Here is an 18,955-nt window from a genome sequence, read left to right as displayed (position 1 = left end):
GGGCGGTAGAGAGGGACCTCAGTGGCTTCGGTACGGGCGGCACGAGCGGTGCGGACGGTACGGGCGGTGCGGGTGCGGATGGCCGCGGCCCGTACGGCTCGGGGGCGGCAGGCGGCGCTCCCGCGCTCGCGCGCGGTACGGGCGGCGGCGCTGCTGACGGTGGCCGGGCTCGGGCTGACGGGCTGCATGTCGGTCGGTCCGGCCGCGGAGGAGAAGCACGGTGTGGCGCCGGTCGGCCAGGCCGGTTCGGCGGCCAAGCCGGGGGTGACGGGCGGGCCCTCGGCCTCGCCGGGGGCCGGGCATCCGGGCGGGGCCTCGGGGCGTCCGGAGCGGCCGGGGGGCCTCCAGGGCGAGGGCGGTTCGGCCGGGTCCACCGTCACGGTGCCCGGTGAGGCGGCCAGCGGTTCGGTGGCCGGGGTGGTGCCGGTGCCGGGCTCGGGCGCTCCCGACGGAGGGCCGGGCGGTTCGGCGGGCGGGACGAACACCAGCCCCGTGCCGCACCCCGGTGGCGGGCCGGGCGGTTCCGGTGGCTCCGGCGGCGCGGCGGGCGGCACCGGGGAGGGCCGCTCCGGCGGCGGTTCGTCCGGGACGCCCTCGGCCACCCCGAGCAACCACCCGTCGAGCACTCCCGCGCCCGAGCACAGCGCGCCCGCCACGACCGCCCCGCCGGCCCCGGACCCGTCCCCGGGCAGCTCCGGTTCCTCGGCCCCGAGTCCTCGGGTGGGGGTGCACTAGGGGATTGAGCAGGGCATTTGCCTCCGATCCCGAGGTTCCTCTATGGTGGTAGATCGTTCGTTTGATTCATTTGACTGGCGCCCTATTCCCATCTGGCGCCCTTGGCGCGTTCCGGCGATCCGTGGCTGACCGCATAGAGGCGGTTGTGAAACAGAACCCCGGACTTTGGCGCGTGCCACTTCCGGAAGGTTTTGCATGTCTCTCGTTGACGACGCCCGCTTCGCCATGCCCGCGAACGAGGCCGCCGCCGATGTCACCGACACCATCGACACCATCGACACCGCCGCGGACGAGGTGATCGCCGAGGCCGTGGAGGCCACCGAGGAGGCGGCCGCCGAGCCCACCATCACCTTCGGCGACCTGGGCCTGCACGACGACGTCGTGCGCGCCCTCGCCAAGCGCGGCGTCACCACCCCGTTCCCGATCCAGGCCGCGACCATCCCGGACGCGCTGGCCGGCAAGGACGTGCTGGGCCGTGGCCGCACCGGCTCCGGCAAGACCCTCAGCTTCGGTCTGCCGCTGCTCACCCGCCTGGCCGACGGCGAGCGCACCAAGGCCAAGCACCCGCGCGGCCTGATCCTGGTCCCGACCCGCGAGCTGGCCATGCAGGTCGCCGACGCCCTGGAGCCGTTCGGCTCGGTGCTCGGCCTCAAGCTCAAGGTCGTCTGCGGCGGCACCTCGATGTCGAACCAGATCTACGCGCTGGAGCGCGGCGTCGACATCCTGGTCGCCACCCCCGGCCGTCTGCGTGACCTGCTGAACCGCGGCTCCGCCAAGCTGGCCGACGTCAAGACCGTCGTGCTCGACGAGGCCGACCAGATGGCCGACATGGGCTTCCTGCCCGAGGTCACCGAGATCCTCGACCAGGTGCCGGCCGGCGGCCAGCGCCTGCTGTTCTCCGCCACCCTGGAGAACGAGATCGACACCCTGGTCAAGCGCTACCTGAAGAACCCGGTCACCCACGAGGTCGACCCGTCGGCCGGCGCGGTCACCACCATGACCCACCACATCCTCGTGGTGAAGCCCAAGGACAAGGCGCCGATCACCAACGCGATCGCCGCCCGCAAGGGCCGCACGATCATCTTCGTCCGCACCCAGATGGGCGCCGACCGCGTCGCCGAGCAGCTGATCGAGGCCGGCGTGAAGGCCGACGCGCTGCACGGCGGTATGACCCAGGGCGCCCGTACCCGCGTCCTCGGCGACTTCAAGGACGGTTACGTCAACGTCGTCGTCGCCACCGACGTCGCCGCCCGCGGCATCCACGTCGACGGCATCGACCTGGTCCTGAACGTGGACCCGGCCGGCGACCACAAGGACTACCTGCACCGCTCCGGCCGCACCGCGCGTGCCGGCCGCTCCGGCGCCGTCGTCACCCTGGTGCTGCCGCACCAGCGCCGTGGCGTCTTCCGCCTGATGGAGGACGCGGGCGTCGACGCCTCGCGCCACATCCTGGACCACGCCTTCGACGCCGAGGTCGCCAAGATCACCGGCGCCCGTTCGCTGACCGAGGTCCAGGCCGAGAGCGCCGCCAACATCGCCGGTGCCGCCGAGCGCGAGCTCGCCGACATGACCCGCCAGCTGGAGCGCGCGCAGCGCCGCGCCACCGAGCTGCGCGACGAGGCCGACCGCCTCGCCGCCCGTGCGGCGCGCGAGCGGGCCGAGCTGGGCATCGAGGACGAGGAGCCGGCCGCCGAGGCCGAGTCCGGCGAGCAGGCCGTGACCGAGGCCGCCCCGGCCGCCGAGGCCCCCGCCGCCCCGCAGGGCGAGGAGCGGACCCCGGCGTACCGCGAGGCGCGCAGCGAGCGTCCGGCCTTCGGCCGCGACCGTGACCGTGACGACCGCCGCTCCGGTGGCGGCGACCGTGACCGTGGTGGCGACCGTGGTGGCTTCAACCGTGACCGTGGTGGTTTCGGCGGTGGCCGTGACCGTGACGACCGTCGCTCGGGCGGTTTCGACCGTGACCGTGGTGGCGACCGTGGTGGCTTCAACCGTGACCGTGGCGGTTTCGGCGGTGGCCGTGACCGTGACGACCGTCGCTCGGGCGGTTTCGACCGCGACCGTGGTGGCGACCGTGGTGGCTTCAACCGTGACCGTGGCGGTTTCGGCGGTGGCCGTGACCGCGACGACCGTCGCTCCGGTGGTTTCGACCGCGACCGCGGTGGCTTCGGTGGCGGCCGTGACCGTGACGACCGTGGCGGCCGCTCCTTCGGTGACCGTCCGGCCCGCTCCTTCGGTGACCGCCCGTCCTTCGGCCGTGACCGCGACGAGCGCGGCGGCAGCAGCAGCCGTCCGTTCTCGCGCCGTGACGACCACCGCTCCGGCGGCCGTCCGCAGGCCGACCGCGGTGGCTTCAACCGTGACCGTGGCGGCTTCGGTGGCGGCCGTGACCGCGACGACCGTCGCTCCGGTGGCTTCGGTGGCGACGACCGCAAGCCGCGCTGGAAGAACTGACGCCGCACCGGCGGTAGTCGACCGCCGCGAAGGCTGAACACACGAAGGGCCCGCTCCGTCTCCCGGAGCGGGCCCTTCGCGTTCCCCCGTGTCCCCCCGGGGTGTTGTTCTGGGAGTGAGAATAACCTGTGGCGGGCGGGCGCGGTAGTCCCGTAGCGTCGCCGCCATGAGCAGCAGAATGCACGAAGTGGCACGGGTGAACGAGGAGATCGCCGAGCGGGGGAGCTACCGGACGGCCGGGGGCGAACTCGTGCGGCTGGGGGAGGAGTTGGCGGCGGCGAAGGCCGGCACGGTGTCCTACGCGCCGGGGGATCTGGACGCGCTGCTGGCCGCCGGTGAGGCCGGTCCGGGGCCGTCGGGCGGGCGGATCGAGGTGACGGCCGAGGGGAGCGTCCAGGCCGCCCGCCGGCTGGTCGAGGCCGGGGCGGGCCCGGTCGGGGTGCTGAACTTCGCCTCCGCGCGCAACCCCGGCGGCGGCTACCTGCGCGGCGCCCGCGCCCAGGAGGAGGACCTGTGCCGCAGCGCGCTGCTGTACAGCTGCCTGCTGGAGGCGCCGGACTACTACGAGGCGCACCGGGCCTCCAGCGACCTCCGGTACAGCCACCGGGTGATCGTCTCCCCGGCGGTGCCGGTGATCCGCGGCGGGCGCGGCGAGCTGCTGGAGCGGCCGTACCCGGTCACCTTCCTGACTTCGCCCGCGCCCAACGCCGGTCAGCTGGAACGGCGTTCACCCGGGACGGACGTCCGGGGCGTGCTCGCCGAGCGGGCCGTACGGGTGCTCGCGGCGGCCGCCCGGCACGAGGTGCGCACGCTGGTGCTCGGCGCCTGGGGCTGCGGGGTGTTCCGCAACGACCCGGCGCAGGTCGCCGAGGCCTTCGAGGGGGCGCTGGCCCGCTACGGGGCGGCCTTCGAGCGGGTGGTGTTCGCGGTCTGGGACCGCTCGCCGGTCTCGGTGAACCGGGCCGCCTTCGAGGCCCGGTTCACCGCGGCGTAGTCGCCTGCTGCCGGCGGGCTGCTTCCCGCCGGTCGCTTCGCGCGGGCTGCTTCCCGCGGGCTACTTCTTGCGGGTGCAGAGCGCCGTCGCGGCCGTGGACGCCGCCGCGACCACGCCGGTCACCGCGAAGACGGACGGCCAGGCGCCGATCTTCTTCGCCAGCGGGTGCGAGCCGCCGAAGGCCGCCAGGTACAGGCCGGTCAGCGCCGCCGCGGTGCCGGTGCCCGCCGCCCGGCGCCACTGCGCGGCCGCCCCGGCACCGGCCACCGCCAGCACCGCGCCGCCCAGTTCGCGGCGGCCGCTCCAGCGGGCGACGCCGTAACCGCCGACCAGACCGCTCGCCGCGGTCAGCGCGGCGGGCGCGGCGGCCGTGAGCACGTTCGGGACCTTCGCCATCGTCGACTCCACTCGTGGGGGGGCTGTGTCGGTTTCCGACGATAACCCGGTGAACGTACGGCGCTGCCGGGGCCCTACCGGAACGCCTCGGCGGGCGTCTGCCCCGGCGTCGTGGCGGCCAGCCGGCGGGCGGCGTCCGCCGGGTCGAGCACCCGCTCCAACCGCAGGTCGCCCGGGATCTCCTGGATGAACCGCCCGGCCGACCAGCTGCGCTCGTACGGCAGCGGCTCCAGCACCAGGGTGCGGACCCCGTCCACCACCGGGATGTCGCTCGGCGTCCCCTCGTTCCAGATCCAGGAGCCGTCCGGGGCGATCAGGTTGAAGGCGCCGGTGGCGATCACCCGGCGGCCGTCCAGGAATCCGGTACGGGCCAGCGCCACCACCTCCGGGTCCTGCGGGGTGCCGGGCAGGTGGCCGCCGTTGACCAGCACGTCGGCGAGCAGGGTGTGCAGCTGGAAGGTGTCGCTCAGGCCGGACATCCGCAGCAGGTAGCCGGTGCCGGTGGGGCGGTCGAGCACCAGCAGCGGCTCGTCGTCCAGCATCAGCGCCAGGTGGACGAGGCCCTTGAAGTCGTGCTGCTCGCCCTGGTAGCGGTCGAACAGCTCCAGGATCACCTCGGTCACGCCGGAGGCGCGGGCCTCGGCCCGGACCTCGGCGTGCGCGTACACCGTCCAGGCCGCCTGCTGCCACAGGTGCAGCGTCCACCAGGCGACCACGGCCAGGTGGGCGTGCCACTCGTCCATGTGCGCCGGGTCTTCGATCCGCTCGTGCGCCTCGGCCGGATCGTCCTCCTCCGGGCTGGGCAGCGGGCCGCCGCCGGTGGAGGCCCAGCGCCGCACCAGCAGCTGTGCGCCGGTCAGGGCGCCGCGCAGGCCGGCCAGTACCGGGCCGGAGCAGGCGACGGGGTCGGCGCCGTGCTCGACGCAGGCGCCCACCACCATGGCCAGGTGCGCGCGGGGGAACGGCGGGGCGTCCGGCAGCAGCGCGGCCAGCCGGGGACCGGCGGCCACCCGTTCCGCCGGGGCGGCCGCGCCGAACAGCCCGCCGACCTGGCCGAGGGCGGGCCCGAACCGCTCGTCGTCCCCGGCCGCGACCACGGCTTCCAGGTCGGCCACGGCATCGGTGAAGGAGGGCTGGTGACGGTGCGACGGTATCTGCTCGGTGGACATTCGCCGCAGCATAGGGGGCGGAGCCGGTCCGGCGGAAACGTTTCTGCAGCAGTGGGTCGTGGCAGTGGTTGTGGCCGTGGCTCCGGCCCTGGCTCCGCCCGTCGTCGTGTGCGGGGCCTGTCGGTGCCCGGTGGCAGACTTCGACCGTGACCGACAGTTCGACCGACCCCGCGCCCGACTCCGTGATCACCGACGGCGGCTACCTCATCCGCAACGTCGGCAGCGGCCTGCTGCTGAGGGTCGCCGACGGCTCCCGGCGCGGCGGCGCCCGGATCGTCCTCGGCCCGGACGACGGCACCGACGCCCAGCGCTGGCGCCTCACCGCCGTCCACCCGGGCGGCGCGCTGTTCCACATCGAGAACGCCGGCAGCGGCAAGCGCCTGGACGTCACCGGCGCCTCGACGGAGGACGGCGTCCGGATCCAGCAGTGGTCCGCCAACGCCTTCGGCGCCCAGGAGTGGCTGCTGGAGGGCCACGTGGACGCCCCCGGCACCTACACGGTCAGCAGCTTCATCAGCGGCAAGCCGCTGACCGCGACGCCGGACGCGGAGGTCCAGCAGTGGGAGGACGTCGACTCGCCCGCCCAGTGGTGGCGCTTCGAACCGCTCTGACGGCTTCGAAGTCCGGGCTCACGCCGAGAGGTTGACGCGGACGGCGTCGAGCTCGGCGTCGGTGGCGCCGTGGCTCCGGAGGTAGCCGGGGATGCTGCCGTGGTGGTCCTGGATCCAGCCCAGCGAGGAGGCGAGGAGTTCGGCGCCGACCGGGCGGGAGAGGCGCTCGGTGCCGGTCTCGTCGAGGTACGGGACGGGGCCCTTGTCGAGGCCTAGGCCGATGTTGGAGAGCAGGAAGTCGGCGGTGATCTCGGCCTCGGAGGCGTCCAGCAGGGACTGGAGGACGGCGATGGTGAGGCCGGTGCGGTCCTTGCCGACGGCGCAGTGCACGACGGCGGCCGGCGAACCGGGCGCGGCGAGGCGGCGGATCACGGCGGCGAGCGAGGGGCCGGCCGACTCGGCCATGAAGGGGTAGAGCGCGGTCTGGTCCTCGGGCCAGTACTGGGTGCCGCCCCGGTTGTCGGGCAGGGTCGGCAGGTTGAGGGTCTCGTGGTCGAGGTCGAACCGCTGGTCCGGCCAGGTCGCCAGCTCGAACGGGCTGCGCAGGTCGAACACCGTCCGCAGGCCGAGGGCCTTGAGCCGCCGGGAGCCGTCCTCGGTGAGGGTGTGGAAGGACCCGGAGCGGTACAGCACGCCCCGGCGCAGGGCGCCGATCCCGCCCGCGTCACGGAAGTTGCGCACACCGGGGATGTCGATGAAGGCTTCGGTCATGGCCACCACCGTACGGGCGGGGGCGGTCGGGCGGAAGGAAACCGGAGGGGGCCGCTCGATGACGGGCGATCGCTGGCCGAAACCGGGCCCCGGAAGGGCCGTTCAGCGCCCGCCGGAGACCTCCAGGAACGCCCCCGTGGTGTACGAGGCCGCCGGGGAGAGCAGGAAGAGGATCGCCTCGGCGACCTCCTCCGGCTGCCCGCCGCGGCGCATCGGCAGGTTGGGCGCGACCCGGTCGACCCGGCCGGGCTCGCCGCCGAGCGCGTGGATGCCGGTGTGGATCAGCCCGGGACGCACGGTGTTGACCCGGATGCCCTCGGCCGCGACCTCCAGGGCGAGACCGCGGGTCATCGAGTCCACCGCGCCCTTGGCGGCCGCGTAGTCGACGTACTCGTTCGGCGAGCCGATCCGGGAGGCGGCCGAGCCGACGTTGACGATGGCGCCGCCGCGCCCGCCGTACCGGGTGGACATCCGGCGGACGGCCTGGGCCGCGCAGAGGAACGGGCCGGTGATGTTGGCGGCCCAGATCCGGTTCAGCCGGTCCTCGTCGATGTCCTCCAGCCGGCACTGCTTCTCCAGCGTGCCGGCGTTGTTCACCAGCCCGGTGAGCGGCCCGAGTTCGTCGTCCACGGTGGTGAACAGCCGCTCCACCTCGGCGGTGCGGGTGACGTCGGCGCGCACCGCCAGCGCGGTGCCGCCCTCGGCCCGGATCCCGTCCACGACGGCGGCCGCCGAGGCCTCGTCCGTACGGTAGTTGACGCACACCCGGTAGCCGCGCCGGGCGGCCAGCAGGGCGGTGGCGGCGCCGATGCCGCGCCCGGCGCCGGTGATGATCAGGACCTCGTCGGTGGTGGTGGTCGACATGCCCCGTACGCTACCCGCCCGCCCCGCCGGCCACGCCCGCCCCGAATTCGTTCGCCCGCCACGGCCCGTTCGGGCGAGGATGCGGTACCCGCCCGTACGTCCGAGGGGAGCCCGCCCGTGCCCGCCGATCCCGCCGTCCCCGGCACCGTTCTGCTCTCCGGCATCGTCGGCTCCACCGCGTACGGCTTCGCCCACGCCGGCTCCGACCTCGACCGGCTGGGCCTGTTCGCCGTCCCCACCGAGGAGTTGCACGGCCTCGACCGCCCGGCCGAGTCCCACGTCACCACCGCGCCGGACCGCACCCTGCACGAGGCCGCCAAGTGGTGCCGGCTGGCGTTGAACTGCAACCCGACCGCCTCCGAGCTGGTCTGGCTGCCGGAGGACCTGTACGAGGTCCGCACCCCGCTCGGCGACGAACTGGTCGGCCTGCGCGGCTCGTTCCTCAGCGCGACCGCCGTACGGAAGGCCTATCTCGGCTACGCGGACCAGCAGTTCCGCAAGCTGCTCAGCCGCGACACCACCGACCCGGCCACCCGCCGCCGGGCCGCCAAGCATGCCCGGCACCTGGTCCGGCTGGTCGATCAGGCCGTCCGGCTGCACGAGACCGGCCACCACCTGATCCGGCTGCCGGACCCCGAACGCGTCCGCGAGTGCGGTGAACGCATCGCCGACCGCCCCGCCCTCGCGGAGCCGTTGCTCGCCGAGGCCGCCGACCGCCTCGGCCGCCCCGGCGTCCTGCCCGCGGCTCCCGACCCGCGCCCCGTCGAGGCCTGGCTGCGCCGGGTGCGCGCCGCGCACTACGGGGCGCTTCGGGAGGCGCTCGGCGGGCCCGGCACGCCCGGGCAAACCACTGGCGGAGCCGTGGGCCCCACCGGGTAGGATCGCCATGGCCCTCCCATCCGGTACCCCCGGCGTGCGGGGCCGCGGGCCACTAGCTCAATTGGCAGAGCTGCGGACTTTTAATCCGTAGGTTCAGGGTTCGAGCCCCTGGTGGCCCACTTGGTCGAGGTCGGGGCGCCTTCCCTTCGGGGAGGGCGCCCTTCGCCGTGTGACGGGGCCTCCGGTCGGTAACCTGCGTCACACGGACGCGCGGTCAGTCGGCCGGTCAGGCGGCCGGGCGGAGCGCCCGGCGCAGCCGGACCGTCCAGGCGAGCACGGCCGCGAGCGCGATCGAGACCACGGCCGTGGCCATCCCGGCCTGGATGCCGGCGTGTGGCGGAGGGGGATCGCCTGCGTGGTGGGCATCTTGTGATCGGTTTCCCTGCCTGGGCGTCGATCTGATGGCGGCTCAGGTTCGGGGGCGGCTCGTCGTGCCATGGCACCCGTGGAAGGCCTTCGCCGGCCTCCTCGCGTCCGGGGGTGGCCGGGAGGCTTCGCGCAGTGGCATGGGTCACGTCGGAATCAGGTATTTTCAGGTGTTCTGCCTGGGTTTTGTCCGTTGATTGACGGGATTGCCTCCGGACCGGAGGTCGGTGATCGCGTCAGGCCTAAATATGATCGGAAGCCGCGATCGTCGTCAGGGCTGACGGTCGTATGTGCAACCTGGGAACGGTACGGGCCGTCTCTCTGTGTGCGGTGCGCCAGATCTTCCGGGGCGTCGCTTCCGTCGGTGAAAGGTACGCGCATGGCAGGTCGGAGGGGCGAGAGCCCGGCTCGGGGTGGGGGCGCGCCCAAGACGGAAGGCACCACGGGCTCCGTACCCGGTCAGCGCGGTGGCGGCAGGGCGGCGGCACGCAAGGGCGCCAAGCCCAAGAAGAACGCGAAGAAGATCGTCGCCTGGTCGACGGCGGGCGTGATGGTGGTCCTGGCCGGTGTCGGCGGCGCGATCTACTTCAAGCTGAACGCCAACATCAAGTCCTTCGACGGCGACGCGATCGCCCGCAACCGCCCCCCGGAGGCGCAGGCCGACGCGGACGGCAACAAGCCGGTCAACGTGCTGCTGATCGGTTCGGACAGCCGCGGCAAGAACAACTCCGACCTCGGCGGCGGCGAGGAGGGCGGCGCCCGCTCGGACACCACGATCCTGCTGCACGTCTACGCCGACCACAAACACGGCGTGGGCATCTCGATACCGCGCAACGCGATGGTCCAGATGCCGTCCTGCAAGCTGCCCAACGGCAAGTGGACCAAGGGCGGGAACACCGATCTGTTCAACGCGGCCTTCTCGATGGGCGGCAGCGACGACGGCAACCCGGCCTGCACCCAGAACACCGTGGAGAAGCTCACCGGCATCCGGGTCGACCACACCCTGGTGGTGGACTTCAACGGCTTCTCGGCGATGACCAAGGCCGTGAACGGCGTGGACATCTGCCTGCCGAAGGCGATCTACGAGGGGGACATCAACCCCAACCTGCACAAGAAGGGCGACCTGGTCCTGCCCCAGGGCAAGCAGACGGTGGAGGGCCAGCAGGCGCTCGACTACGTCCGCTTGCGGCACGGCATCGGCGACGGCTCGGACATCGGCCGGATGATGCGCCAGCAGGCCTTCCTCAGCTCGCTCGCCAGCAAGATCAAGAAGGACGGGATGAGCCCCACCACCCTTCTGCCGCTGGCCGACGCCGCGACCAAGTCGCTCACCGTCGACCCGGGCCTGGACTCGGCGGACAAGCTGCTGTCCTTCAGCCTGTCGCTGAAGAACATCGACATGCACAACCTCAAGTTCGTGACGGCGCCCTGGCGTTACCGGACCCAGGACAAGAACATCGACCTGGTCGAGGCGGACGCCAACAAGCTCTGGGAGACCCTCAAGGCCGACCAGACCATCGACGGCCAGAACGCCACCGGCCAGCAGCCGGACGCCGGCGGCACCAGCCCGGCCCCGCAGCAGCCCGCGCCGCCCACCACCCCGGCCGCGCCGGCCGGGGACGCCGCCAACTCCGCGATCAGGGTGGCGGTCTACAACGGAACGCTCCTCAACGGCCTGGCCGGCAAGGCGACCGACCAGCTGAAGAGCGCCAAGTTCACCGCCAGCACGGCGGGCCAGGCGATGAGCACCAAGTACAAGACCACCACGATCGAGTACGGCCCCGGGCAGAAGGCGAGCGCCGAGAAGGTCGCCGAGCAGTTCCCGGGCGCGAGCCTGGAGTCCAGCACCTCGCGGGGCATCTCGGTGATCGTCGGCCAGGACTTCGCGGCCGCGGCCGGGCTGGCCTCCGGTGCTCCGGCCGGCGGCGCGCCGACCACCCCGGGGGTCCAGACGCCCCCGCAACCGCTGCCCACCACCATCACCAACGACGCCCGCTCGGCGGACGACGACATCTGCGCCAACACCAGCTACGGCAGCGGCGGCTGATCGAGGCCACCTGCACGCACCCGGGCGACCCCCGGGCCGGCGCCCTCCGGGGCGCGCGGGCCCGGGGGTCGTGCCATGGTGGGCCGGGAGGGGACCGCACGGACCCGCGGTCACCGCGAAAGGCGGACCCCATGCCCGAGATCGCCCTCCAGCTCGACATCGCCGCGCCCCGGGAGGTGGTGCTCGCCGCGCTCACCACCCACGACGGGCTGACCGCCTGGTGGACCACCGCGGTGGACCGGGACGACGACGTCCTGCTGTTCGACTTCCCCGACGTCCCCGAGCCGTTCCGGCTGCGGGTGGAGCGGGCCGACCGGGACCGGGTGGTGTGGACCAACGCCGGCTCCTTCCCGCCGCACTGGGCGGGCACCTGGATCAGCTGGGAACTGGCCGACCAGCCCGCCGCGTCCGGCCGCCCCACGGCACCCGAGCAGCCCGCCGAGCCCGAGCGCACCCGGCTGCTGTTCCGCCACGGCGGCTGGCAGCCGGGCAGCGAGGAGGGCGTCCCGGCGGTGGCCGGCACCTGGGCCGAACTGCTGGTCCGGCTCAAGGACTACGCGCAGAGCGGCAAGGTGCAGCCGTACTTCGTCACCGCGCACCGCCACGACGGCCCGTGAAGCCCGTCCGGAGCGGGCGGCCGGTCGCCCGCCAGGCGCCGTCCGGTGGCGGGATCGCGGCGGCGGGCCGAAGGTGGCGGTGTACCGCCGTCGCCCCGACCGATCCGACGGCCCGACCACCACAGCCGGCCACCACTGCCTCCGGGAGGCCCAGCAATGCCCGTAGTCACCGATCCGTACAAGCCCGGCACCCCGTGCTGGGTCGACCTGATGGCGAGCGACCAGCAGGCCGCGCTCGACTTCTACCGCGACCTGTTCGGCTGGCAGGGCAAGGTCGGCCCGGCCGAGTTCGGCGGCTACGCCGTGTGTACGCTCAACGGCAGGCCGGTCGCCGGGATCATGGCGCAGATGGCGCCCGAGGGGCAGCCGGTGCCGCCCGTCGCCTGGACCACCTACCTCGCCTCGGACGACGCCGACGCGGCCCGGACGTCCATCGTCGAGGCCGGCGGCACCGTCCTGTACGACCCGATGGACGTCGGCACGATCGGCCGGATGCTGGTCGCCGCCGACCCGACCGGCGCGGTGTTCGGCGTCTGGCAGGCGGTGGACTTCATCGGCGCGGGCGTGGTCAACGAGCCCGGCGCGCTGGTCTGGAACGAGCTCAACACCGCCGACACCGGTGCGGCGGGCCGCTTCTACCAGTCCGCCGTGGGGCTGCGCCCGGCCACCATCCAGGGCATGGACGGCTACTTCTCGCTGAACGTCGGCGACCGCACGGTGGGCGGCATGCAGGCCGTCCCGAAGTACCTGGAGCCCGGCACCCCCTCGCACTGGATGACGTACTTCCTGGTGGACGACGCCGACTCCACGGTGGACGCCCTGGTCAAGGCCGGCGGTTCGGTGATCCAGCCGCCGTTCGACATGCAGGCCGGCCGGATGGCCGTGGTCAACGACCCGCAGGGCGCGATCTTCGCGGTGATCCAGTCGCCCGAGGCGCAGATGCCCGACTCGCCCTGACCCCGATCCCCACGACGTCGGGCAACGCCGGGCAACGCCGGGCAACGCCGGGCAATGCCGAGCAATGCCGGGCAGCCGGAAGCCGCCCTTCCCGCGACGCGCCGCCGGGAATGGGCGGCATCCCCCGCGTTCCCGGGTAAGACTGCACCCATGCTGGGGCTACCGGACGACATCCGCGCTTTCCTCTTCGACCTCGACGGAGTGCTCACCCAGACCGCGAAGGTGCACGCCGCGGCCTGGAAGGACACCTTCGACGCCTTCCTGCGCGCCGAAGCCGCCCGCACCGGTGGGCAGTTCGTCCCCTTCGACGCCGTCACCGACTACGACACCTACGTGGACGGCCGCCCGCGACTGGACGGCACCCGCGCCTTCCTGCGCAGCCGGGGCATCGACCTGCCCGAGGGCACCCCGGAGGATCCGCCCAACTCCCGTACCGTGCAAGGGATCAGCCGGGCCAAGAATGACACCGTGCTGCGGCTGATCCGGGAGCAGGGCGTCCAGCCGTACCAGGGCTCGGTCGACTACGTGCACCGGCTGCGGGCGGCCGGACTGCCCAGCGCGGTGGTCTCCTCCAGCGCCAACTGCCGCGACGTGCTGCGGGCGGCCGGCATCGAGGACCTGTTCGAGGTGATCGTGGACGGCAACGTCGCCAAGGACGAAGGCCTGCCCGGCAAGCCCGCCCCCGACACCTACCTGTACGCCGCCCGCACCCTCGGCGTCGAACCCGCCCACGCGGCGGTCTTCGAGGACGCGCTCGCCGGGGTCGCCTCCGGCCGGGCCGGCGGCTTCGGCGCGGTGGTCGGGGTGGACCGCGTCGGCCAGGCCGCCGAACTGCGCCGCGACGGCGCCACGGTGGTCGTCCAGGACCTCTCCGAGCTGCTGTCGCGGGAGGATTCATGAGCGAGCGCAGCGAGGTGGGCGCATGAGTTCCTCGGACAACTTCACGATCGACCCCTGGCAGATCACCGAACACGGCCTGGACCTGGGCTCGTTGGCCCGCGCCGAGTCCGTCTTCGCGCTCTCCAACGGGCACATCGGCCTGCGCGCCAACCTGGACGAGGGCGAGCCGCACGGCCTGCCCGGCACCTACCTCAACGGCGTCTTCGAGCTGCGCCCGCTGCCGTACGGCGAGGGCGGCTACGGCTACCCGGAGTCCAGCCAGAGCGTCATCAACGTGACCAACGGCAAGATCATCCGGCTGCTGGTGGACGACGAGCCCTTCGACCTGCGCTACGGCGAACTCGTCAGTCACAAACGATGGTTGGACTTCCGCGAGGGCCTGCTGCACCGCGAGGCCGAGTGGACCTCCCCGGCCGGGCGGACGATCCGGGTGCGCTCCTCCCGGCTGGTCTCGCTCACCCAGCGCGCCATCGCCGCCGTCGAGTACAGCGTCGAGGCGGTGGACGGCCCGGTGCGGATCGTGCTCCAGTCCGAGCTGGTCGCCAACGAGCAGCTGCCCGGCGGCCCCGAGGGCGACCCGCGCGCCGCCGCCGTGCTGGAGGCGCCGCTGCACCCCGAGACGCACCACGCCAGCGCCACCAAGGGCGTCCTGGTGCACCGCACCCGCTACAGCGGCATCCGGGTCGCGGCCGGGATGGACCACGTCATCGAGGGTCCGGAGGAGTCCGACACCGTCGCCGAGTCCGAGGCCGACCACTGCCGGATCAGCGTCACCACCGTGCTCAAGCCCGGACAGCGGCTGCGGCTGGCCAAGTTCATCGCCTACGGCTGGTCCGGCACCCGCTCGCTGCCCGCCCTCAGGGACCAGGTGGAGGCCGCGCTGACCGCCGCCCGGTACACCGGCTGGGACGGGCTGATCGCCGAACAGGCCGAGTACCTCAAGGAGTTCTGGGAGACCAGCGACATCGAGATCGAGGGCGACGTCGAACTCCAGCAGGCCGTCCGGTTCGCCGTCTTCCACGTCCTCCAGGCCGGCGCCCGCAGCGAGGAACGGGCCATCCCCGCCAAGGGGTTGACCGGCCCCGGCTACGACGGCCACAGCTTCTGGGACACCGAGACCTTCGTCCTGCCGGTGCTCACCTACTGCCTGCCCTCGGCCGTCAACCAGGCGCTCCGCTGGCGGCACACCACCCTCCCGCTGGCCCGTGAGCGGGCGATCCAACTCGGCTTGTCCGGCGCGGTGTTCCCGTGGCGGACGATCCGCGGCGAGGAGTGCTCCGGGTACTGGCCGGCCGGCACCGCGGCCTTCCACATCGGCGCCGACATCGCCGCCGCCGTCGCCCGCTACGTCCGGGCCACCGGGGACGACGAGTTCGAGCGCGAGTACGGGCTCGAACTCCTCGTCGAGACGGCCCGGATGTGGCGCTCGCTCGGCCACCACGACGTGGCCGGGAAGTTCCGCATCGAGGGCGTCACCGGTCCGGACGAGTACAGCGCCATCGCGGACAACAACGTCTTCACCAACCTGATGGCGCAGACCAATCTGCGCGCCGCCGCCGAGGCCGCCGTCCGCCACCCGCACGAGGCCGCCCAACTCGGCGTGGACACCGAGGAGACGGCCGCCTGGCGCGACGCCGCCGCCGCGATGTACATCCCGTACGACGAGGCCCTCGGCGTCCACCCGCAGGCCGACGACTTCACCCACCACCAGGTCTGGGACTTCGAGCGCACCCCGCCGGAGAACTACCCGCTGCTGCTGCACTACCCGTACTTCGACCTGTACCGCAAGCAGGTGGTCAAGCAGGCCGACCTGGTGCTCGCCATGCAGGTGCGCGGGGACGCCTTCACCGACGAGCAGAAGGCCCGCAACTTCGCGTACTACGAGCGGCTGACCGTCCGGGACTCCTCGCTCTCCGCCTGCACCCAGGCGGTCATCGCCGCCGAGGTCGGGCAGCTCGACCTCGCGTACGACTACACCGCCGAAGCCGCCCTGATGGACCTGCACGACCTCGGCGGCAACACCCGCGACGGCCTGCACATGGCCTCGCTCGCCGGGGCCTGCATCGCCCTGGTGGCCGGCTTCGGCGGGCTGCGCGACCACAGCGACTCGCTGTCCTTCCGGCCCCGGCTGCCGTCCGGGCTGATGCGGCTGAGCTTCTCGCTGCTGGTGCGCGGGCACCTGCTCGGCGTCCGGATCAGCCACGACGGGACGACCTACACGCTGCGCCGCGGTGAGATCCTCCACCTGCGGCACGACGGCGAGGCGGTGCAGGTCAAGGCGGGCTCCCCGGTCACCGTGCCGACCACCGCCCCGCCCGGCCAGGAGCGGGTCGCCCAGCCCCCGGGCCGCGAACCCGCCCGCCGCCAGCCCCAGGCGGGCCTGGTCGCGGGCAAGCTCGGCCAGCAGGACCACCTGGCGGCGGAGTAGCGGGCCCGCCCGTCACCCCGTCTGTCAGCGCTCCCGTCGCCCCTCCCGTCACCCCTTCGGCCTGCCCCGGCTGCGCCGCACCCCTCCCCGACGGAGGGTGCAGATGTCCCGTGGTGACCGAAGGAGTGCAGCCGTGCCGAGCGTGGCCGAACAGATGGTGGAGGTGCTCCGGCAGGCCGGGGTGGAGCGGGTCTACGGCGTCGTCGGCGACAGCCTCAACCCCGTCGTGGACGCGATCCGCCGGGCCGAGGGCATCGGCTGGGTGCACGTGCGCAACGAGGAGGCCGGCGCCTTCGCGGCCGCCGCCGAGGCCGAGCTCTCCGGCCGGCTCGCGGTCTGCGCCGGCTCCTGCGGCCCGGGCAACACCCACCTCATCCAGGGCCTCTACGACGCCCAGCGCAGCGGCCTGCCCGTCCTCGCGCTCGCCTCGCACATCCCGTCCGGGCAGATCGGCACCGGCTTCTTCCAGGAGACCCACCCCGAGCGGGTGTTCACCGATTGCAGCAACTGGTGCGAGATGCTCTCCACTCCCGCCCAGCTGCCCCGGCTGCTGCGGGTCGCCATCCAGCACGCGCTGGGCTCGCACGGCGTCTCGGTGCTCTCCTTCCCCGGCGACGTGGCCGCCCTGTCCGCCGCCGCTCCCACCGGCACCAGCCACTTCCTCACCGAGCAGGCCGTCGCCGCGCCGCCCTGGTCCCAGGTGCAGGAGCTGGCCCGGCTGCTCAACGCGGCCCGCAAGGTGGTCCTGTTCTGTGGCGCCGGGGTGCGCGGGGCCCACACCGAGGTGCTGGCGGCCGCGCGGGCCCTGAACGCGCCGGTCGGCCACTCTCTGCGCGGCAAGGAGTGGATCCAGTTCGACAATCCGTACGACGTCGGGATGAGCGGCCTGCTCGGCTACGGCTCCTGCCATGAGGCGCTGCACTCCGCCGACCTGGTGCTGCTGCTCGGCACCGACTTCCCGTACGACTCCTTCCTGCCGCAGGCGCACACCGTCCAGGTCGACCACGACGCCACCCGGCTCGGCCGCCGCACCGCGCTCGACCTGGCCGTGCACGGCGACGTCGCCGCCACCCTGCGGGCCGTGCTGCCGCTGCTGGACGCCAAGAGCGACCGGGCCTTCCTGGACGGCATGCTGCGCAGGCACGTCCGGGCGCTGGAGGGCGTGATCGGCGCGTACACCCGGGACATCGAGAAGCACCTGCCGATCCACCCCGAGTACGTCGCCGCGGTGCTCGACGAGGTGGCAGCCGAGGACGCGGTGTTCACCGTGGACACCGGCATGAACAACGTCTGGGCCGCCCGCTACCTCCAGCCCAACGGCCGCCGCCGGGTGATCGGCTCCTTCCTGCACGGCTCGATGGCCAACGCCCTCCCGCACGCGATCGGTGCCCAACTCGCCTGCCCGGGGCGGCAGGTGGTCGCGATGGCGGGCGACGGCGGGATCGGCATGCTGCTCGGCGAGCTGCTCACGGTGGCCAAGCACCGGCTGCCGGTGAAGACGGTGGTCTTCAACAACGGCGCGCTCGGCATGATCAAGCTGGAGATGCTGGTCTCCGGCTACCCGGAGTCCGAGATCGACAACGGGGACGTGGACTACGCCGGGATCGCCCGGGCGATGGGCATCCAGGCGAAGCGGGTGACCGAGCCGGCCCGGGTCCGGGAGGTGCTGACGGAGGCGCTGGAGCGGCCGGGGCCGGCCCTGGTGGACGTGGTCACCGACCCCAACGCGCTGTCCATCCCGCCGCACATCACCGCCGCCCAGCTGAAGGGCTTCGCGCTGGCGGCGAGCAGGACCGTGCTCTCGGGTGGCGTGGGGCGGATGATCGACTTGGCCCGGAGCAATCTGCGGAACATTCCGAGGCCGTGAGCGCCAGGCCCGGGACCAAAGTCCCGATCCTTGCCAGTGAGGCAAATTCCTTGCCCGTGGGGCACGGCGGGTGTCCACTGGACACATGACCAGCAGCTCCACCGGTGCCGCCGCCGCAGGCGAACAGCTCGACGACCAGGAGGTCGCCGGCCTCGCCGCCCGCCTTCGCGAGCACCGGCTCAGCAGTCGCCTCACGCTGGAGGTGGCCGCCGGGCGGGTCGGGCTGTCCCCAGCTTATCTGTCCCGACTGGAGACCGGTCGGCGGCAGCCGTCGCTGCCCGTCCTGCTCGGCCTCGCCCGCGCGTACGGGACCTCGGTCTCCGGCCTGCTCGGCGAGGCACTGGCGGAGCCCGACCCGATCGTCCGCGGCGGGGGCATCGAGCCCGGCCGGGCCGGTGGCTGGGGCTACCGCCGGGCCGGAGCCCCGGGCCGCGCCATGCAGGCCCTGCGGGTGCACGTCCCGCCGGGCGTCCAGGACGCGGTGGTCCGGGTCCACCCGGGCGAGGAGTGGCTGTACGTCCTGAAGGGCGCGCTCCGGGTCACCCTCGGCGACCGCGTCCACCACCTCGGCGTGGGCGACTCCGCCCACTACGACTCGCTCACCCCGCACTGCATCGCCGCCGAATCCGACACCGGCGTCGAACTGCTCTTCGTCCACACCCTCTTGCAGAGCCCCGGCGGCGAACTCTGCCTCGGCGGCGGCCCCGCCGCCATCCACTGACCTGCCGTCAGAACACCCCGGAGGAGATCACCATGGCCGATCCCACCACCATCGCCCCCGACACCGCGGCCGGCCCGAAGACCATGGACGCCGGCAAGTGGGCCAACAAGCGGATCTACCTCCGCCTGCTGATCTACACCGTCGGCGGCCACGCCTTCGCCGGCTTCATCATCCTCCTGTTCGAACTCGGCAGCCGCAACAAGTAGCCCCACCCCCCGAACGCCCGCCTCCCACCCCCGGGG

At 73.3% G+C, this 18,955-nt stretch carries 17 protein-coding genes and 1 tRNA gene; 14 read left to right on the top strand and 4 right to left on the bottom strand.

From position 1 onward, the window contains the following. Nucleotides 1-21 precede the first annotated feature (21 nt). The 3 genes from QWJ13_RS08105 to QWJ13_RS08095 all read left to right on the top strand — a co-directional run bounded on the left by QWJ13_RS08105 (nucleotide 22) and on the right by QWJ13_RS08095 (nucleotide 4,180). Entirely contained in the window at nucleotides 22-735 is a 714-nt protein-coding gene (locus QWJ13_RS08105) for a hypothetical protein (protein WP_316521872.1), read from the top strand. 195 nt (nucleotides 736-930) lie between these two features. Next, a complete protein-coding gene (locus QWJ13_RS08100; protein WP_316521870.1) occupies nucleotides 931-3,186 on the top strand; it encodes a DEAD/DEAH box helicase in 2,256 nt (751 codons plus the stop codon). A 166-nt stretch (nucleotides 3,187-3,352) separates the two neighbouring features. Beyond that, complete coding sequence (locus tag QWJ13_RS08095) at nucleotides 3,353-4,180, top strand: TIGR02452 family protein (protein WP_316521868.1); 828 nt, start codon at nucleotides 3,353-3,355, stop codon at nucleotides 4,178-4,180. Between the two features lie 60 nt (nucleotides 4,181-4,240). Here QWJ13_RS08095 and QWJ13_RS08090 read toward each other — a convergent pair whose 3' ends face one another. Together QWJ13_RS08090 and QWJ13_RS08085 are read right to left on the bottom strand one after the other, a co-directional pair. Then, the gene (locus tag QWJ13_RS08090; protein ID WP_316521866.1) at nucleotides 4,241-4,576 is read right to left on the bottom strand and encodes a hypothetical protein; all 336 of its coding nucleotides are present in this window, start codon (nucleotides 4,574-4,576) and stop codon (nucleotides 4,241-4,243) included. Between the two features lie 74 nt (nucleotides 4,577-4,650). Further along, nucleotides 4,651-5,745, bottom strand: coding sequence for a hypothetical protein (locus QWJ13_RS08085; protein ID WP_316521864.1), 1,095 nt, complete (start codon nucleotides 5,743-5,745; stop codon nucleotides 4,651-4,653). Nucleotides 5,746-5,891: 146 nt separating this feature from the next. On the opposite strand from QWJ13_RS08085, the gene QWJ13_RS08080 reads away from it, so the two are divergent. Next, complete coding sequence (locus QWJ13_RS08080; protein ID WP_316521862.1) at nucleotides 5,892-6,356, top strand: RICIN domain-containing protein; 465 nt, start codon at nucleotides 5,892-5,894, stop codon at nucleotides 6,354-6,356. A gap of 18 nt (nucleotides 6,357-6,374) precedes the next feature. On the opposite strand, the gene QWJ13_RS08075 is transcribed toward QWJ13_RS08080, so the two are convergent. Together QWJ13_RS08075 and QWJ13_RS08070 are read right to left on the bottom strand one after the other, a co-directional pair. Next, complete coding sequence (locus QWJ13_RS08075; protein WP_316521860.1) at nucleotides 6,375-7,067, bottom strand: tyrosine-protein phosphatase; 693 nt, start codon at nucleotides 7,065-7,067, stop codon at nucleotides 6,375-6,377. Between the two features lie 102 nt (nucleotides 7,068-7,169). After that, nucleotides 7,170-7,931: an SDR family oxidoreductase gene (locus QWJ13_RS08070; protein ID WP_316521857.1), complete on the bottom strand. Its 762-nt coding sequence runs from the start codon at nucleotides 7,929-7,931 to the stop codon at nucleotides 7,170-7,172. A 117-nt stretch (nucleotides 7,932-8,048) separates the two neighbouring features. Here QWJ13_RS08070 and QWJ13_RS08065 point away from each other — a divergent pair, with 117 nt between their 5' ends. The 10 genes from QWJ13_RS08065 to QWJ13_RS08020 all read left to right on the top strand — a co-directional run bounded on the left by QWJ13_RS08065 (nucleotide 8,049) and on the right by QWJ13_RS08020 (nucleotide 18,919). Next, nucleotides 8,049-8,810, top strand: coding sequence for a nucleotidyltransferase domain-containing protein (locus QWJ13_RS08065; protein ID WP_316521855.1), 762 nt, complete (start codon nucleotides 8,049-8,051; stop codon nucleotides 8,808-8,810). Between the two features lie 46 nt (nucleotides 8,811-8,856). Further along, nucleotides 8,857-8,929: transfer RNA gene (locus tag QWJ13_RS08060), tRNA-Lys, on the top strand. A 626-nt stretch (nucleotides 8,930-9,555) separates the two neighbouring features. Continuing rightward, nucleotides 9,556-11,223 carry an LCP family protein gene (locus QWJ13_RS08055; protein WP_316521853.1) on the top strand — a complete coding sequence of 556 codons (1,668 nt, stop codon included), beginning with the start codon at nucleotides 9,556-9,558 and terminating at the stop codon, nucleotides 11,221-11,223. A 131-nt stretch (nucleotides 11,224-11,354) separates the two neighbouring features. Further along, nucleotides 11,355-11,840: an SRPBCC family protein gene (locus QWJ13_RS08050; RefSeq protein ID WP_316521851.1), complete on the top strand. Its 486-nt coding sequence runs from the start codon at nucleotides 11,355-11,357 to the stop codon at nucleotides 11,838-11,840. Between the two features lie 156 nt (nucleotides 11,841-11,996). After that, nucleotides 11,997-12,797, top strand: coding sequence for a VOC family protein (locus tag QWJ13_RS08045; protein ID WP_316521849.1), 801 nt, complete (start codon nucleotides 11,997-11,999; stop codon nucleotides 12,795-12,797). 150 nt (nucleotides 12,798-12,947) lie between these two features. Beyond that, entirely contained in the window at nucleotides 12,948-13,697 is a 750-nt protein-coding gene (locus QWJ13_RS08040; RefSeq protein WP_316521847.1) for an HAD family hydrolase, read from the top strand. Nucleotides 13,698-13,719: 22 nt separating this feature from the next. Beyond that, nucleotides 13,720-16,125 (top strand): glycoside hydrolase family 65 protein, encoded by a 2,406-nt coding sequence (locus QWJ13_RS08035; RefSeq protein WP_316521845.1) that lies wholly within the window; start codon nucleotides 13,720-13,722, stop codon nucleotides 16,123-16,125. 103 nt (nucleotides 16,126-16,228) lie between these two features. Then, nucleotides 16,229-17,992 (top strand): pyruvate dehydrogenase, encoded by a 1,764-nt coding sequence (locus QWJ13_RS08030; protein WP_432277459.1) that lies wholly within the window; start codon nucleotides 16,229-16,231, stop codon nucleotides 17,990-17,992. A gap of 85 nt (nucleotides 17,993-18,077) precedes the next feature. Next, nucleotides 18,078-18,713, top strand: coding sequence for a helix-turn-helix domain-containing protein (locus QWJ13_RS08025; RefSeq protein WP_316521840.1), 636 nt, complete (start codon nucleotides 18,078-18,080; stop codon nucleotides 18,711-18,713). 32 nt (nucleotides 18,714-18,745) lie between these two features. Continuing rightward, a complete protein-coding gene (locus tag QWJ13_RS08020; protein ID WP_316521839.1) occupies nucleotides 18,746-18,919 on the top strand; it encodes a DUF6126 family protein in 174 nt (57 codons plus the stop codon). The last annotated feature ends 36 nt before the right edge of the window (nucleotides 18,920-18,955 follow it).

Source organism: Kitasatospora brasiliensis (assembly GCF_032654805.1).
GTDB lineage: Bacteria > Actinomycetota > Actinomycetes > Streptomycetales > Streptomycetaceae > Kitasatospora > Kitasatospora brasiliensis.
This window is presented reverse-complemented; position numbering and strand designations above follow the sequence as displayed.

Bases quoted from the DNA above. Each gene is read 5' to 3' on its own strand.
- QWJ13_RS08050 (WP_316521851.1), top strand. From the start codon at position 11,355: ATGCCCGAGATCGCCCTCCAGCTCGACATCGCCGCGCCCCGGGAGGTG.
- QWJ13_RS08030 (WP_432277459.1), top strand. From the start codon at position 16,229: ATGTCCCGTGGTGACCGAAGGAGTGCAGCCGTGCCGAGCGTGGCCGAA.
- QWJ13_RS08075 (WP_316521860.1), bottom strand. From the start codon at position 7,067: ATGACCGAAGCCTTCATCGACATCCCCGGTGTGCGCAACTTCCGTGAC.
- QWJ13_RS08070 (WP_316521857.1), bottom strand. From the start codon at position 7,931: ATGTCGACCACCACCACCGACGAGGTCCTGATCATCACCGGCGCCGGG.
- QWJ13_RS08085 (WP_316521864.1), bottom strand. From the start codon at position 5,745: ATGTCCACCGAGCAGATACCGTCGCACCGTCACCAGCCCTCCTTCACC.
- QWJ13_RS08020 (WP_316521839.1), top strand. From the start codon at position 18,746: ATGGCCGATCCCACCACCATCGCCCCCGACACCGCGGCCGGCCCGAAG.
- QWJ13_RS08025 (WP_316521840.1), top strand. From the start codon at position 18,078: ATGACCAGCAGCTCCACCGGTGCCGCCGCCGCAGGCGAACAGCTCGAC.
- QWJ13_RS08090 (WP_316521866.1), bottom strand. From the start codon at position 4,576: ATGGCGAAGGTCCCGAACGTGCTCACGGCCGCCGCGCCCGCCGCGCTG.
- QWJ13_RS08045 (WP_316521849.1), top strand. From the start codon at position 11,997: ATGCCCGTAGTCACCGATCCGTACAAGCCCGGCACCCCGTGCTGGGTC.
- QWJ13_RS08095 (WP_316521868.1), top strand. From the start codon at position 3,353: ATGAGCAGCAGAATGCACGAAGTGGCACGGGTGAACGAGGAGATCGCC.
- QWJ13_RS08100 (WP_316521870.1), top strand. From the start codon at position 931: ATGTCTCTCGTTGACGACGCCCGCTTCGCCATGCCCGCGAACGAGGCC.
- QWJ13_RS08040 (WP_316521847.1), top strand. From the start codon at position 12,948: ATGCTGGGGCTACCGGACGACATCCGCGCTTTCCTCTTCGACCTCGAC.
- QWJ13_RS08055 (WP_316521853.1), top strand. From the start codon at position 9,556: ATGGCAGGTCGGAGGGGCGAGAGCCCGGCTCGGGGTGGGGGCGCGCCC.
- QWJ13_RS08035 (WP_316521845.1), top strand. From the start codon at position 13,720: ATGAGTTCCTCGGACAACTTCACGATCGACCCCTGGCAGATCACCGAA.